The sequence below is a fragment of the Marinobacterium lacunae genome, assembly GCF_000705555.1.
GTDB lineage: Bacteria > Pseudomonadota > Gammaproteobacteria > Pseudomonadales > Balneatricaceae > Marinobacterium_D > Marinobacterium_D lacunae.
Window position 1 is genome coordinate 103,609 of sequence record NZ_JMQN01000059.1, and the last position, 16,339, is coordinate 119,947.

General features: G+C 51.6%; 11 protein-coding genes and 1 pseudogene. 2 read left to right on the top strand and 10 right to left on the bottom strand.

The annotated features are described in order from the left end of the window. Positions 1–151: 151 nt before the first annotated feature. From ADIMK_RS20040 to ADIMK_RS20070, 8 genes and pseudogenes are all read right to left on the bottom strand, one after another. Complete coding sequence (locus ADIMK_RS20040; protein ID WP_036191953.1) at positions 152–3,301, bottom strand: type I restriction endonuclease subunit R; 3,150 nt, start codon at positions 3,299–3,301, stop codon at positions 152–154. Between the two features lie 83 nt (positions 3,302–3,384). Next, positions 3,385–4,098 carry a DUF8453 domain-containing protein gene (locus tag ADIMK_RS22150; protein ID WP_051693170.1) on the bottom strand — a complete coding sequence of 238 codons (714 nt, stop codon included), beginning with the start codon at positions 4,096–4,098 and terminating at the stop codon, positions 3,385–3,387. A 37-nt stretch (positions 4,099–4,135) separates the two neighbouring features. Next, complete coding sequence (locus ADIMK_RS22260) at positions 4,136–4,321, bottom strand: hypothetical protein (protein WP_231517105.1); 186 nt, start codon at positions 4,319–4,321, stop codon at positions 4,136–4,138. A 63-nt stretch (positions 4,322–4,384) separates the two neighbouring features. Beyond that, positions 4,385–4,684 (bottom strand): annotated as a pseudogene (locus ADIMK_RS22380) (CPCC family cysteine-rich protein); the annotation flags it as partial. Continuing rightward, on the bottom strand, positions 4,681–5,178 hold the full coding sequence (locus ADIMK_RS20055) for a CPCC family cysteine-rich protein (protein WP_036191955.1): 498 nt from the start codon (positions 5,176–5,178) through the stop codon (positions 4,681–4,683). The gene ADIMK_RS20055 and the pseudogene ADIMK_RS22380, both read right to left, overlap by 4 nt. Before the next feature lie 161 nt (positions 5,179–5,339). After that, positions 5,340–6,788 carry a hypothetical protein gene (locus tag ADIMK_RS20060; RefSeq protein WP_036191957.1) on the bottom strand — a complete coding sequence of 483 codons (1,449 nt, stop codon included), beginning with the start codon at positions 6,786–6,788 and terminating at the stop codon, positions 5,340–5,342. 96 nt (positions 6,789–6,884) lie between these two features. Further along, complete coding sequence (locus tag ADIMK_RS20065) at positions 6,885–8,279, bottom strand: restriction endonuclease subunit S (protein WP_051693172.1); 1,395 nt, start codon at positions 8,277–8,279, stop codon at positions 6,885–6,887. Beyond that, positions 8,269–9,975 carry a class I SAM-dependent DNA methyltransferase gene (locus tag ADIMK_RS20070; protein ID WP_036191959.1) on the bottom strand — a complete coding sequence of 569 codons (1,707 nt, stop codon included), beginning with the start codon at positions 9,973–9,975 and terminating at the stop codon, positions 8,269–8,271. Before ADIMK_RS20070 ends, ADIMK_RS20065 begins: the two co-directional genes overlap by 11 nt. Positions 9,976–10,618: 643 nt before the next feature. On the opposite strand from ADIMK_RS20070, the gene ADIMK_RS20075 reads away from it, so the two are divergent. After that, positions 10,619–11,206: a hypothetical protein gene (locus tag ADIMK_RS20075; RefSeq protein ID WP_036191961.1), complete on the top strand. Its 588-nt coding sequence runs from the start codon at positions 10,619–10,621 to the stop codon at positions 11,204–11,206. 494 nt (positions 11,207–11,700) lie between these two features. On the opposite strand, the gene ADIMK_RS20080 is transcribed toward ADIMK_RS20075, so the two are convergent. Then, positions 11,701–13,029, bottom strand: coding sequence for a tyrosine-type recombinase/integrase (locus tag ADIMK_RS20080; RefSeq protein ID WP_051693173.1), 1,329 nt, complete (start codon positions 13,027–13,029; stop codon positions 11,701–11,703). Positions 13,030–13,140: 111 nt separating this feature from the next. Beyond that, a complete protein-coding gene (locus ADIMK_RS20085) occupies positions 13,141–14,064 on the bottom strand; it encodes a LysR family transcriptional regulator (protein ID WP_036191963.1) in 924 nt (307 codons plus the stop codon). 97 nt (positions 14,065–14,161) lie between these two features. Between ADIMK_RS20085 and ADIMK_RS20090 the strand changes: the two genes are divergently transcribed. Then, positions 14,162–16,096, top strand: coding sequence for an FAD-dependent monooxygenase (locus tag ADIMK_RS20090; protein WP_036191965.1), 1,935 nt, complete (start codon positions 14,162–14,164; stop codon positions 16,094–16,096). The last annotated feature ends 243 nt before the right edge of the window (positions 16,097–16,339 follow it).

Genomic DNA, 16,339 nt, shown 5'->3' on the forward strand with positions numbered 1-16,339 from the left:
CATGGGACGACGTATAGATGAAGGAACTCAGCTAGCACAATCCTCCCTGATACAGCCGTCATGAGCTCAAATAGGTGCTCATGTGCTTCAACGATCACGATTAAAAAAGGCCAACCAATCGAGATCGGCCTTTTTAGCATGTACAGCTCTATCAGGTTGACCACCCATTAGACAGCACCTCAGCCTGCTTAAGCACGAGCTCAACAGCCGCAGGGGCGTCATCAGGCGGATACTTGTAACGCTGGAGGGTTCGGCGCACTAGAATGCGCAATTTGGCTCGGACGCTCTCACGCACTTGCCAATCGACAGTCGTAGACTTGCGCAGCTTGTCTGTAATTTCGACGGCGATCTTCTTCAGAATGGCGTCACCCAATTCGCGAACGGCACTCTCATTGTTAGCAAGGGCGTCATAGAAGGCGATCTCGTCTGGGTTGAGGCCAAGCGCAGCTTCACGAGCCATCTCTTCCTGAAACTGCTTCGCCATAGCGATCAGTTCTTCGATCACCTGTGCGGTTTCAATGGCCCTGTTGTTGTATTTGCGGAGTGTCTCTTGAAGCCGGTCGGCGTATTTTTTCTCTTGCACCACGTTGTTGCCAGTCTTCGCTTTGATATCGTCCTTGAGCAGCTTCTCTAACAGCTCGACGGCGAGATTCTTGTACGGCATCTGCCGAACATCTTCCAGAAACTCATCAGATAGCAGACCGATGTTGGGTTTATCCAGTCCGCACAGAGCAAAGACATCATCAACGCCTTCAGCGACGATGGCGTTGTCCAAAATCTGCTTCAGAGCCGAGTTCTTTTCAGACTGTGAGAGCTTACGGTCAACACTTGTGTGCTTGGTGATCGCGGCTTTGACCGCAGAGAGGAAGGCGATCTCTTTCTGCAACTGGCGGGCTTCATCCAGCGTACCGCAGAGTGAGAAAGCCTTGGTCATCGCGAGCACGGTATCAAGGAAGCGCTTCTTGCCATCAGGAAGGCCAAGAATGTAGTTAGCCGCACCGATCAGCAGTTTCTGTGGCTTGGTTTCGAACTCACTGTAATCGAAGCCTTCGCCCTGAGGGCCTTTAGCAAACATGCCGTGAACGATATCCAGCTTCTCCAGCAGAATCGCATAAGCCTCTTCGGCGCTATGGGTAGGGGAGCCCTTACCCTTTGAATCGGTATACGTTTTCAGCGCCTGCTTCAGCTCATTGGCGATGCCAATGTAGTCGACCACGAGTCCACCGGGTTTGTCCTTGAACACTCGGTTCACACGGGCGATGGCCTGCATCAGGTTATGGCCCTTCATCGGTTTGTCGATATACATTGTATGGCAGCAGGGGGCATCGAACCCGGTAAGCCACATGTCGCGCACGATCACCAGTTTTAGCGGGTCATTAACGTCCTTGAACCGCTTCTCCAGCCGTTTTTTCGTTTGTTTATTGTAGATGTGAGGCTGTAGCTCGGCTTTATCCGATGCAGAGCCGGTCATCACAATCTTGATGGCGCCTTTCTCTGGATCGGTGTCATGCCAGTCAGGGCGCAGTGCGATAATCGCGTCGTAGAGTTGCACGCAAATATCTCGGCTCATGGCGACGATCATCGCTTTTCCATCAACAGTTGCGGTACGTGCCTCAAAGTGAGCCACTAAGTCCTCAGCGACCTGCTTTAGGCGAGGGCCTGCACCCACCAGCTTCTCCAAACGGCTCCATTCACCTTTAGTGCGCTCGCGGGCACCGACATCCTCTTCATCTTCAACGACCTCGTCGACCTGATCCGACAGCTCCTCTATAAGTTCGCGATTGATATTAAGCTTGGCCAGCCGGGATTCGTAATAGATTGGAACGGTAGCGCCATCTTCTACCGCATCCTGTATGTCATAGATCGAGACATAGTCACCGAAGACGGCACGAGTGTCCTTGTCATCACTAGAGATCGGTGTGCCAGTAAAGCCAATGAAAGCCGCATTGGGTAGGGCATCACGCATGTGTTTTGCGTAACCAAACTTGTAGCTGCCATCTTGTTTCAGGGTTGCTTTCAGGCCGTATTGACTACGATGCGCTTCGTCAGAGATCACCACGATATTATGCCGGTCGTTCAGAATTGGATGCCCCGATTCATCATCCAGCAGGGCGAATTTCTGTACGGTCGTAAAGATGATGCCACCTGACTCGCGCTCGGCAAGTAACTGGCGCAATGCATCTCTGTCCTCAGCCTGAACAGGCGTCTGTTTCAAAAGCTCTTTAGCCGCGCTGAACGTAGCGAACAGCTGTCCATCAAGATCATTCCGATCCGTTACGACAATCAGGGTCGGATTGTTCATCTGCGGCTGTTGAAGCAGCTTACCGGCATAGCAGCACATTGAAATGCTCTTACCTGAGCCCTGTGTATGCCAGACCACACCGGCCTTCTTGCTTCCGGGCACTACGCGCTCGCCATAAGGGGCTCGGCGCTCAGCTATTCCATCGACATGTTCAGCGGCGATGACCGTTGCTTTGACCGCTTCACGTACGGCATGGAACTGGTGATACCCGGCGATCTTCTTGATCAATTTATCGGAATCGGTCTCGAACAGGACAAAGTAGCGGATATAGTCCAGCAGCAATTCCCGGTCGAAGAAACCACGGACCAGCGTTTCCAACTGCCAGTCCAGAACAGGTTTGTCATCTTCATGTTTGATCGTACGCCAAGGAAGAAAACGCTCCATATTTGCTGTAAGGGAGCCAATCTTCGCCTTCCATCCATCACTAACGACAAGGGCTTCGTTGAAGACAAACAGCTCCGGCAATTCGTCTTTGTATGTTTGAAGCTGGTTGAACGCGTCTAAAATATCCGCGTTTTCGGCACTAGGGCTCTTGAGCTCAATAACCGCTAAAGGCAGCCCGTTGATGAAGCAGACGACATCCGGGCGTCGTAGCTGCTTACTACCTTGAATAGTGAACTGGTTAATCGCGCGGAAACGGTTGCTGTTCAAGGATTCGAAGTCGATCAAGAAGGCGTGGTCGTGGACGACCTTGTCATCCGTTTTGTACTCAACTGGAACACCTTCAAGTAGCAACCGATGAAAACCTCGGTTACTTGCAACGGGATCGAGGCTTTCAGGTTTGCTCACCAAAGCAAGCGTCTGTTCAACCGCTGAATCGGGCAAGTGGGTATTGATGCGTCGGATTGCTGCTTCAAGATCATCAAGTAACAGAACCTGTCGGTAGTCTTTGCGCTCTGGGGTCGGGCCGTCACAGGCTATGTCAGGCCCGTGGGCGATCTCCCAGCCGTTGTCGGCGAACCAGTCGAGGCAGGCGTGTTCCAGTTGATCTTCGTTCATCGGCAGTCCTTTAGCTCAATATTTCTTATCGTATTCTCGGGTGATATTACCTGAGCACTCCGACTTGTGCTCATCAGCCACATTTATCGATCTTCAAAATCATCACGGCGGGTAGGGTTACCTACTGTTTTCTGCTGAACGCTCTCAGTAATAGTGGTCGTGTCGACGATGGAGCGCAGTTCTTGAACTTGATATCGAAGGCCGCCGATTTGCTTACCTATAGCATCTAAAGAGTCTACCGCCTTCAGCAACGGGGGCTTCTCGAATATTCCGGGCAACCCATTGAATTGCATGATGTCCATTGGATAGGTTTGGGTATACCTCTTTCCATGTAGGTTCTTCCATTCGACCTTGATTTTGAATGGTTTGAGCGGGTCCATTTCATTTTTATCTTTACTACCGCTGGGTCGTACAAGTCGGAAGCCCACAGCAAACAAAAAACTGAATTTCTTGCCGCTAGGGATAAGCGTCATGGCTGGTCGGGATTCTGAATGATCGAGGATGATCTCGTATTTGCTGAAGTCATCCGGGTTTGCGATGAACGAAAAAGACACGTCAATGGCTGGGCCGCTCCCCACATTCGAGAGTGAAATGTTAATGGCCCCGGAACCGTTCGGGTGAACTTCGAAATGGGGTACTACTTTCGGCTCCGAACCCGCTTTACGCAGTGCACGATTTTCCAGCCACAGAAACACCGTCAGAAGAGCGATGGCCAGTGTGGACGCTGCGCCTACGAGGCTACCGAATGCAGTGACAGCGGTTTCATGATCTGTGAGCCATTGAATTATTTCGACCATCGCTATTCTCCATTTCAGCGTTACCAGTCAAACCCTATCAAGGGGTAGACGGGGTGTCGTTTGGCGTTCGGGCTTGCCCAGAACTGTTTTGCTTCCAAAGCAGCTCGATAATGTCCCATTGCTGAGCAATATCTTTCGGGTCCGACAGCTCCATCAGACGATCATAAGCATCGCACAGCGCTCGTTGACGTTCTCGCCAGACCTCGGAGCGTATCAACTGCATGGTTGAGTCCGGTATGTCTGAGTCATCTAGCGAAAGCATGCAGAGCGTTACAGCGAAGCTACGCCGAGCCTCGTTCAGCGTGCCGGGGTTAGGGCCGCTGTTTTCGTAATCTGCCCAAGGGTCGTCTTGTCTATCATCTTCCCAAAAACAGAGAGGGCAATACCCACCGTTCGCCCGGTGGGGCAGTGTCGGGTAACCGCAGGCTGGGCAAGCGCATTTGTCATTGCCGTGCGTTTCCCTGTTGAGCTCAAAATACACACGCCGAATGGCAAAGGGAGTACCTGCCCATTCAGGGGGAGGCGTCCACGGGTAGGGAGGAAGCCGGTTCAGCCATGGCAGTGAATCCTCCCGATAGTCGCTCACGCAGTCCTCCAGTGCTCATCAATCGTTGCCCACTGGCGGTCAACGTCGGCGGCATCGGTGTACGTCATCAGTTCATCGAATAGCTGAAATAGCTTGTCACGGTGCGCTTGAGCACGGCGGCTGAAGATTTTCTCGAAACTGGTCGGATGCATCCAGTTGCGGTCCGTATCGCAGAACATGGTACCTTTTTCCAAGATGTTCCGCCGCGCTTGATTCAGGCTGACACCGCCGTTCATCTTGCTGATCTCATCGGCATAGGGGTCTTCCGAGAAGTCATCTTCCCAGTCGCAAGCACTACAGTAATCCGACTCGATTTGCAGTGTGAGAGTGGGTAATCCACAAGCGTTACAGACCATGTGCCGGTTGCAGTGAGTTTCAAAATGCCCCTCAAAAAACATACGTCGGGCAGCAAAACGGGTGCCACACCACTGCTCAGGCGGTAGCCAGCAGGCGTAACCGGTCAGAAACTCCATGCGTAGCGGTGCGTTAGCCATCATCCGTCTCTAAGGTGGTGAAAGGCGTATGCTTGAGTTGCTGATTGATAACCATCAGTGGAGCACTCAGCGGTCTCCCGAACCTTGTCGGCGAACCAACCCCAATTGATCGTCATTCATCCATCTCCTACTAGCATCAGTGCATACACATCCGCCATAGATCAATCATTGGCAGCTTTCTTTATCATTGAATTAGCGGCTTTTTCTGCTACTTCCTGAATGGGAGGCTTGTCGCCGTGGCGTTTATCCAAAGTCTCTGCTGCGTTGTAGGCGATTGTATCGATTGATCGCTTAATAAGACTTTGAAGCATCTCTGGATCAGTAGCGTTCAATGCTTCAATTTGTTGCTTATAGGAGTGATATGACTTGGCGAGAGCTTCTTTATGAGCATATTCTTGTTGCAAACGATGGCATTCGCTGCGTCTTTTGGAAGCGTAGAATGCGAGCCACAAAATAGGGGCGTACGCTGGAAGTTTGTAGAGGAAGCTCTGAATTAATGCTTCCCAACCTGTTAAATGAGCGAAACTGATGATGCTCTCGCCTCCAATACCATCAATTGACAACAAAAATGATATTAATACGAGTCCCCCTATCGATCCGTAGAAAAGCCAGTTGGCAGAACGAATGGGTTGTTCAAAAGATTTCTTCATATCGTGGTAAGCATGTGCCAGCCCCGCTGATGTTGCACCGGGGAGCAAAGAGTTTATTTGCTCATTTAGCGCTTTGTACTGTACGTTCTGCTCGGCTGCGAAATCTTTCAACTCTTTCTTTCTAGCTTCGAGCTCACCAGATAAGCCTTTGTCTTCACTATCGCTGTCAGGGTCTCCGAATGATTTAATATAAAATTCAGACAGCGCCTCCGTTTTTTTGCGAACATTTGAGAGGAGATCAGTGATAGTTTGCTTTTCTGTCTCAACGTGCTCTTTAGCGGTTGCAATTTGCTGCTTTATAGGAGGACTGTCATCGCTGCCTACATAAATATCCTCATGGTAGCCCGAAATTTTTTGGTTTAAGCTTTCCGCTTCATCTACTAACGTTTGGAGCCTATTTTCAGTGCCTAAATTGTTTTCATCTCCAAAGACTTTCCCTTCAAAATCGCAGGCCCTACCGTGTATGCGAGATATTTCAGAAAGGAGTTTCTTTCCATTTTCATCACTGTCTTGAATCGATTTTTTAATTTGTTGAACTTCGTTATTGAGAGTTAGGAATCGTGAAGAAATCTTTTCGGCCGCATCAGTCGTTGCTTCCCGCAAAGCAATAGCCGCATCGCCGGCTGACACCATATATGGACGAATATAGGCTAAAAGATTATCTGCATGATTATTCGCCTGCTCTATGTGTTGGGCGTTTCTATTTGCGTTGTATTGAGCCAATTGCTGCTTGCACGCATCACATTGCTTGCTGAAGTTAACCCAAATTGATGTGGGAATAAGCTCTGGATCGAGAGTATCCATTAAACCGTCTAGGAATCTAACAGCTTTCCTAATTCGTTCTAGCTCTTGGGTAGGTCCAATAGCCGTTTCGTCATCGAGCGTTAAACTATCGATAACTTCTTGTAGAGAATGTAAAAGGGCGTATCGTTGATTAAATTGATCAGTCCATCTAGACATTTAGTTGTTCCTTAACTTATCGAGGCTGAAAAAATAAGATTTCAGCAATCTTTAGCAGAGTTTATCTTCTTCAAACCTTGACGTGGCTGGACCATCTTATACATAGGCAGCGTCCTGTGATTCGGTCCGCGGTTCCTCGGTATCAGGTAGAGTCAGCTTGCCGGACAGGAGTTTGGGGAGGAGGGTGTCGCGTAATGTAGTGAGTGATTCTGTCTCATTACGCCGTGCTTCCATCTCCTGAGATAAGGGGCTTGCGAGCTGATCAAACCGTTCAATGATAGCTACTGGGAAATGCGGCACTTCAAGTCTATACACATTGTTCCGGTTCAAGCCCGGAACTGCGGCATCGGTATTCATGTTCTCCAACCCCAAGGTTTGAAGTAGGTAGTAGGAGAATAGCAATGTACAGTCATTCTTAACGGTCACGTAGTACGTTGTATCAATTGGGAAGAAGTCTTGATTCTCCCAGTAAATACTACCTACTGTACCCTTGCGACCGACTATGATGCCGGGGCCTGAGACCAATGCCTTGTTATGGCTACCAGTTATTCCGCCAGACCCGTAAACGGGATACTCGCCCTCGACTCTCTCCGTTTTTTTGAGAGCCTTTCCGTATGCTAAATCAAGGTAGTGTTCAATTCGGACGGGATACCATCCATCCGGTATCTCACCCAGCTCACTGTCCTGCATGGCGGACGGGAAGAGTTCGGCAGTGGCGCGCAGTTCGGCGTAATGCTCCGGCTTCTCGGCCTGCATCTGGGTCAGTTGCCCCGCGTCCTTACCCGAGATCGCCTGCATAGCGGCCAGAAGGGCGTCGTCATCGGTGCCCCCGGCGTCCAGTGCGGCAATCTTGGCATTGACTGGCTCGAAGTTGACGAACCAGCTCTTGAAGATAGCCTGTGCCATCTGTTCGAGGGTCTGGTTGATCTGGTGATTGAGCTGGATTTTGTTCGTTAGATTTGTCGCTATAGACGCAATGGCTTTACGCGTCTCTGTTGGTGGAAGCAGTATCGGGATATCACGAACGTCTTTTAGGTTCAGCGTTTTCTGGACGGTGGTGTTTGCACGGACATCGAGAAAGTGCTTTGTCTCACTCGACTGTAGGCAGATGTTAATCCATTCGCAGCCAATGTCATCAGAGGGGCGAATCACAGCTATCGCACGTGGCACGTTCCAGCCTACAAGTTCGTCTCGTGCTATAACGCTTTGTCCTGTTGAACCGACAAGTGTTAGCAGAACCTCTCCTCCCTTGAGGCGAGTTCTTTGGTACTTGGCTTCGATTTCCGGTGATACACGCAGGACCTCACGCAGATCGACTTGTCCATTATTGATATTATTAACTCGGATGATGGGGATGCCGTCATCACAATGTTGGCCGGGCTGTACTATTCCATAGGAAATATTCCTGTCAGTTGTACAATCAAGCAGACGTCTGCAATCCCATCCGTTCGGGACGGTAACGAACTCAGAAGGGTTGTATTCAGCACTCATACCCTAGCGCCCCCAGATTCCGCTTAATCTCAGCCTCCAGACGATCACTCTCAGCAAATTGCTCGCGTAGCTGCTCGGTCAGTCTCGTCATCTTGTCCGCGAACGGCTCGCCGTCGTCCTCCTGATCCGGTGCACCGACGTAGCGGCCCGGTGTCAGGACGAAGTCGTGCTTCTCGATTTGCAGGAAGTCGACGGCAGCGCAGTACCCGGCCACGTCCTCATAGCCCTCACCGGTGCGCCATGCATGGAAGGTGTCCGCCACCCGGCGGATGTCGTCAGCGGTGAAGTCACGCAGTACACGGTCCTTCATGTAACCGAGGTTGCGGGCGTCTATGAACAGCACCTCGTCACGACGGTCGCATTTCTTGCCGTCCTTGCCGGATTTATCTTTGGTCAGGAACCAGATACAGGCCGGTATCTGGGTGTTTGTGAACAACTGTCCCGGCAGGGCGACCATACACTCGACGAGGTCCTCTTCGATCAGGCGCTTACGAATCTCGCCTTCGGTGTTGGTGTTGGAACTCATGGAACCGTTGGCCAACAGCAGCGCCATGCTGCCCGTCGGGGCGAGGTGGTGGATCATGTGCTGCATCCATGCGAAGTTGGCGTTGCCTTGCGGCGGGGTGCCGTACTTCCAGCGGACGTCCTCAGCCAGTGATTCGCTCCACCAGTCCTTCATGTTGAACGGTGGGTTGGCCATAACGAAGTCGGCTCGCATGTCCGGGTGCTGGTCGTCGAGGAAGGTGTCGGCGTTCTTCTTGCCGAAGTTGAAGTCGATACCCCGGATCGCCATGTTCATGGCTGCTAGCCGCCAAGTGGTGGGGTTAGACTCTTGCCCGTATACGGAGATGTGCTTCTTCTGCTCGGCGGCGTCGTAGTGCTGATCCTTGGCGTGCTCTTCGATGAACTTGTCACTGGAGACGAAGAACCCGCCAGACCCCATGGCTGGGTCGTAGACGCGCCCGGAGTAGGGCTCCAGCATCTCGACGATCAGGGTGACGATGCTCTTGGGGGTGTAATACTGTCCACCTTGCTTGCCTTCCGCCAGTGCAAACTGTCCGAGGAAATACTCGTACACATGGCCGAGGATATCTTTGCTGTGCAGGTGTAGCGGTTCTCCGTTATACACCGGCTTGGTGAACGATGTGTCCGAGAAGGTGTTGATCAGGCCCAGCAGCTTGTCGTTGTCCAGCTGGTACTGGCTGATGCGGTTCAAAATGCCTTTGAGCTTGATGTTGCTGCGCTCGATCTCTTCCAGCGCGTTGTCGATCAGCCATGACACGGAACGCAGTTTTACGTCGTTACCGGCTTCGTCTTGCCAGAGCACAGTGCCGACCGGCAGCACCGCTTTCTCCTTCAGTGTGCTCCAGCGGGCGGCCTTAGGCACCCAGAACACATTGGCTTCACGGTAGTAGTCCAGTACCTCCAGCTCGTTCCGCAGCGCTTGCTGGTAGTCGGTGTCGCTGTCGTAATCGTCACGGGGCAGGTAGTAGATGTTGTCGTCATCGTCGGTCTGGAACTGCTCCAGCAGCGATTCCTGACGTTCCTCGAATGCATCAGAGACATACTTCAGGAAGATCAGTCCCAGCACCACGTGCTTGTAGTTGGCGGCATCAAGGTTGGAGCGCAGCTTGTCGGCGGCTTTCCACAGCTTGGCGTCAAGATCGTTGAGGAATTGCTGTTCCGTGTTGTTCATGCGGTGTCTCGTGTGTTTTCAGATTGAGCGGCATCGAGATTCGGGGCTACAAAACCGGGTGCCAGCGTCATGTTGGGTATCAGGTAGTCATGGCCATGCAGACTGTAGCCAGCGGTACAGCCTACGTTCGAACGCCGTAAAAGGTGATGGCTTTTAAGGGCGAAGCGCACCTCTAGATGGAGGGGGCGGCAAGTCATTCCGGAACTAAGGGCGATAGGCTCTGGATACTGGAGAGCAGGGTGAGGACCTAGCGCGAAATATTCTGATTTCAGCTGAGAAACATCCTGTAACTTACTGATTGTTTTGATCATCCTTGTGCTCGTTACTCGCGCCCAGAGAACGCAAATTACATCTGCTGACTAGGGCTGTCAATTTGATAAGCCTTTTGCGGCGATACCAGCAGGAGTTTAGGTAGAAACGTAGAATCCATGCGCTTCCCGGCACGTTAAATGTCGTTGGTCTGAGCCTGAATCAGTTGACATCAAAAGCTTCTTTGGACAGTATCAACGTCAATGCAGCGCAAGCTGCATGGGCTAGATGAGGCCCGAGCCCTAACTCTATTCATCGTCAAAGCACACTCCCACGTCTTTCATTCATTTGAATTGACTGCGGGTAAATAGGGTATGCGCAGTGGAGAATTCAGATGAAAATCGCCTCTAAGCAGGAGTTTAACTCCCTCGTTAGCTCCCTGAAGTCCATTCTTGCCGCTCTCAACGCACCTGTAAAGACATCACGTCTGCAAGACATATTCGCTCAGTCTCTTGGATACAAATCCGCGAATGGCCTGTTGAATTCGGCGTTGCCAAAGGATTTTGTGCTGACCGAAGAGCAGGGCGTCAGACTGTCCACTTTGCTGGCCCAAAACCACAACATTGCTGATGTTGATGGCTACTCTTTGCTCCGTGAGCTTGAGAGCAAGCACCAGAGCTACTCGACTGTGTGGGGTAGCGACCATAAGTGTTATCCATCAGAGATTTCGGAAAACGAGAACTATTGGTATCTGACCGAAAACGGATGGCTCCCGTGGTGCGAAATGGACTTCTCAAAAATGAGAGTTGAGCTGAACATCTACAGAGTCATTCATGCGTCATCTCATGCTTTCGGCGGCTCAGCCCGCCCAATTTGGACCGCTGATATCGGCAGCTATGAGTTTGAGATCGAGGCTAGACGATTGGAACGAAAGTTCGGTGACTGGCCTGATAAAGGGATCATGTATCCCGTAGTAGGCTAATCCACTGGATTGACGACAACCATCAGTCGGTCGGTGCGGTCGGCTGATGGCTTTGCAGCAAAGCAAATCGACATTCGCGCTAGAACCAAATTCCTCGGTATCACAGATAACATACCCAACAGACTAATCCTCGCAGAAAGCTAACCCGCGCAAGGATGATGACTGGAAGCGTTTTATTGATCGCTGCATGCAGCAAACCTCGATAGAAGCGTCAAAGCATCGAATTCACACATGTATTGGAAACTTGGGCAGACGCAGAAAGAGCAGGTTCGTCTGGAGCACTGATGCCGCATGGCGTGCAGGCGAGATATGAAGTTTCCGATAGGGCTGAATTAATTCAAAGTTGAACTGGAAACGACACAACAAAGCAGGTGCCATAACCCCATATCCAAATATCAAATTTAACATAATATACATTATACGAAGTATAATATTGAGGCCAAACGGGGCGCTCAGGATATGCAAGAGCCTACTAACCTCTATGCATTTCGCTGTTAGCGGTCTTCTGATTCAGGCGCATTTCTTCGATAAGAGATCGCTAGATGGTCCAGCGGTTTGTGCGCCGCGGACTCATGGCGCTCCACCCTTGTGGTGTGAAGATACTGGGATGTGGTGTCGATACTGTCGTGTCCGGCATCGGCTTGAACATGCGACAGCGGCCTGTTGTTTAGATTGATGTCGTGCGATATACCCGTATGCCGAATGCTGTGCGGTGTCATCTGGCGCATCTCCTGCGCATCCTGATGAAAGCCATCCTGTTCGGCATTGTCGGCCGCTTGCTGAATCACACGGTCAATCGATTCCCTGATCTGTCTAATGCCCAGATTGGCGTTAACAAGACCTGCATCGCGACCACGGCCAGCCGCCTGGTGTCTGATGAACAGCGGCGTATCTTCGCTCGGTACCGGTAATGGCCTTATTCCCAGATGGGTTCTGTAACGCTTGAGTGATTCCAGTAGCTGATTGGAAACAGCCACCGTGCGCTTTTTCCCGCCTTTACTCAGTGGTAGATAGAATCCCCATACGCCAGTCTTTGAATCCCGTCTGAATTGCCCCATAACCGGCGAAAATCCGGGCCTTGCGGCTACTTCGGAGATTCTCAGGTAACAGGCATACATAAGGCTGATGAGAAACAGCGTTCTTTCATGTTGCTCAGGCGATTCATCGGCCAATCGTTGTGCGGTAGACACAACATACGACCACTGCAACTCTGTGAATGCCTTCACACTCTCGTCGTCGTTGGTCATTTTGAGGTTTTGCGAGAGGCTCTTGAAGCGACCATTGTTCATCAGCGCCATAGCAGGATTGCGTTCTGTATACTCCTCATTAATCAAGAACGAATAGAACGATGAGAGTATCGAAAGCTTTATTTTCAAGGCTTTATCGGAGATTGTGTAAGGCAATTCTATACCTTCACGCTTCTTGCCCAGGAATGGCCGCCAAATTGGATTTGGCACCCGCTCAGCTATTTCCTTGCTCAGAACGAACTGGGCAACGTTGCGGTACGCGATGAGCGTCTGTGGTGGCTTGAGGCAAAACTCGATGTACCGGCTGAGTGCGCGCCGTGTTATATCGGCCACTGACACCTCTTCTATCTCAAACGCCCAAAACAGGAAGGTGGTCAGCTCGCTTCTATAGGTTTTGAAGTTGTTCTCGCTGTGGCGCTGCTCTAACAACCAGTCGACGGCTAACTCATAAACAAATGCAGCATCATGAACGCGCCTGAGCGTCACATTTGCCAGGTATTGATTAACGGTCGGGTTGCCATCTTCAAGATGCTGCACGGCATCGAATAGTGGCATGGCGGGCGGAAATGTCTGCATCGCATCTGTACCTGATAGGATGCAAGATAGTCTAGCAAAAACAATGTGTTAAATGCGAATGCCGATAAATAGCATTATCGGCATTATCGGGTTGACCGGTGTGCGAGTTATTTAAAGCGCCAATCCAAACGTGTCGGTCTGTTGATCCAGTTTACGGACAATCTCACCAATAACCTCCCTCACCTTCACGTGCTCAGGCCGTTCGCCATTTTCCGACTTCGACCACAGGGCAAAGTCGCGGCGAGGCCCCGGCTTTCCTTCAACCTCGATAAGTTGGTCGGTGTTGATCTCACCCGTCATGAGCGCAAGGCGCGCCGGCAGTCTCACCAGCATATCGGTTGTATTGAGCAGGTGTAGAACTGAACGGATGCTGCCGGTAAAGGCCATGCGGGCAGCCTGAGGCCCTGCCAGCTCACCTTGCCCATCCAAAAAACCGGCACTTGCACCTGCAATCATCCATTGCTGCTGCGCGAGTACTTCAAGTGATACAGGCTTTCCGCTGCCCACTAATGGCGATTTCTTGCCCACAAATACACCGGACCTGTCTTTGAACAAAAGTTCGCGCTCAAGTGCGCTTTGGGAGACTGTGAGATGAGCCGGCGCCAACAGAAAGTCTAGCTTCCCCTCTTGCAGTAATTGAATCTGAATAGCGGCCGACCCGGTGCGTAGATGGAATACGTGACGCTTCTCAGACAGGAGGCTCGATGTCATCTCCTTGAAGAACGCAAACTCCCAAAGCGGGTCAATCCCAAGCGTAAACTCGCTTTGATAGCCGCTGTGCCATTGCCGAATCACCTCTTCTCCATGTTCGGATTCGGCCAGTATGCGCTCCCCGATCTGAGCCAGGCGTGCACCAACTTCAGTAGGCGTAACGCCATAACGGGTGCGGGTCAAAACAGGTGCACCCACTTTGGCTTCTATCTGCTGGATCGACCGTGTGAGTGTCGGCTGTGTAATGAAAAGCTGCTCACACGCACGGCTTAGCGATCCTTGCTTTACCACGATTGCCAATTGCTTCAGTAGGTTAGGATTCATGTATGCAAATACTTTTAGTCTTGAGATAAAAACCAATTATTACCTATATCAGAGTTTTGGCTAGAGTTAGGCAAAACACAAGAAGAGGAACCCCAACATGCAGTTTCATCTCAACGGCTTTCATCCGGGCGATCCGCGATTTTCCGACCCTCAGGATGCAGTTGTTCCGCCGCCAATCAAACGCCCGATGCCTGAATATGTTGATGTTCTTATCGTGGGTTGTGGCCCGGCGGGCTTGAACCTTGCCGCTCAGCTTTCCCAGTTTGGTGATATCAAGGTTGCCATCGTCGATCAGAAGGACGACCGTCTTCTGGTGGGCCAGGCCGACGGTATCGCGTGCCGCACTATCGAAATGTTTCAGGCATATGGCTTCGCCGATCAGATCAAGCAGGAAGCCTATCAGGTAAGCGAAGCCGCCTTCTGGAAGCCTGCAGAAGACAAGCCAAGCCAGATCGCGCGTAGCGGCAAAGTACAGGATGTGGCGGATGACCTGTCTGAAATGCCACACCTGATTATCAACCAGGCGCGTGTCCACGACGAATTCCTGCGTGTAATGCGTCAGGCCCCGGGCAAAATCGAACCGCACTATCAGCGCAAGCTGCTGGGTCTGGAAGTCGACCCTGAGGGTGGTGAATACCCTGTTACGGTAAAACTTGAGCGCTTGGTGAACTTTTCTCAGTACACCCAGGAGACCGAGACGGTTAAAGCCAAGTACGTTGTTGGCTGTGATGGTGCCCGCTCCGGTGTGCGTACAGCGATTGGTAAAGAGCTGGTCGGCGATGCGCTTAATCAGGCATGGGGTGTAATGGATGTTCTGCTCAACACCGATTTTCCAGATATCCGCCTGAAATCACTGATCCACTCCAACAATGAAGGCAACATGCTGATCATCCCGCGTGAGGGTGGCTACATGGTTCGTCTGTATATTGAGCTGGATAAGCTTAAGGATAACCAGCGTGTTGCCCGCGATCAGATGACGCCTGAGGTGCTGATCGCCGCCGCCAACCGCATCATGCAGCCCTACACGATCGATGTAAAAGAGGTTGCGTGGTGGAGCGTATACGAGATCGGCCAACGCATTACCACCGCGTTTGATGACTCTGAAGATGGCCGCCCTGCCCGCGTATTCCTGGCAGGTGATGCGTGTCACACCCACAGCCCTAAAGCCGGACAGGGTTTGAACACCTCGGTGATGGATACATGGAACCTGGGCTGGAAACTGGCGCACGTGCTTACAGGCCTTGCCGATCAGGAGATCCTGAAGACATATTCAGCAGAGCGACGCGAGTATGGTCAGGCCCTGATCGATTTCGATCGCGAGTTCTCGGCCATGTTCAGCGCCAAGCCAAAGTCTGCCGAGAATCCGGATGGCGTGGACCCCGCAGACTTCCAGCGTTACTTCCAGCTTTTCGGTGAGTATACCGCCGGGGTATCCATTCAGTATCGCCCGTCAATCATGGTCAGTGAGGGTGCTCATCAGGCATTGGCGACCGGCCTGACTGTAGGCAAGCGCTTCCACTCCGCACCAGTCGTGCGTCAGGGTGATGCCAAGCCGGTTCAGCTGGGTCATTGCCACACTGCCAACGGCGCATACCGTGTCTATGTGTTTGGGGATTCTGCTGAGCCGATGTCTGCGCAGTGTGGTGTCAAAGCGCTGTGTGAATACTTGGCAAACGATGCAAACTCACCGTTGAAGGCCCATACACCTCTCGGAGCTGATCCCGATTCAGTCATCGATGTGCGCGCAGTATTCCAGCAGCATCATCAGGCTGTTGAGACGGGCACCATCCACCCGATACTGGCACCACAGAAAGGCAGATACGGGCTGCGGGATTACGAGAAGGTATTTTGTGCAGACAACCGCCCTGCCTCTTCAGGCGGCGGCCAGAATATCTATGATATGCGCGGCATCGACAAGGAGCGTGGCTGCATCGTGATAGTCCGGCCTGACCAGTATGTAGCCGAGGTGTTGCCGCTGGATGATTACGCAGGTCTGGCACGCTTCTTCAAGCAGGTTCTGCGTACCGTATAACGCGCTGTTACCAAAAACCACCCGGTTCGCATCTGCTGATGTTCCGGGTGGTTTTTTTATTTATAGATTTTGCACTTTCGACACTTCCCCATAGCTTCACATCCCTGATCTGCCGCATTAAAAACCATTAAATTCAAAAGAGTACGATTGATTTGCGTATTTCCATATGGGAAGCTGCTGACCCGCGTCGAGATAGTCGTACCGTTATAAGAATTAGAAAACAACGCTTCGCTCTAGCTGAAC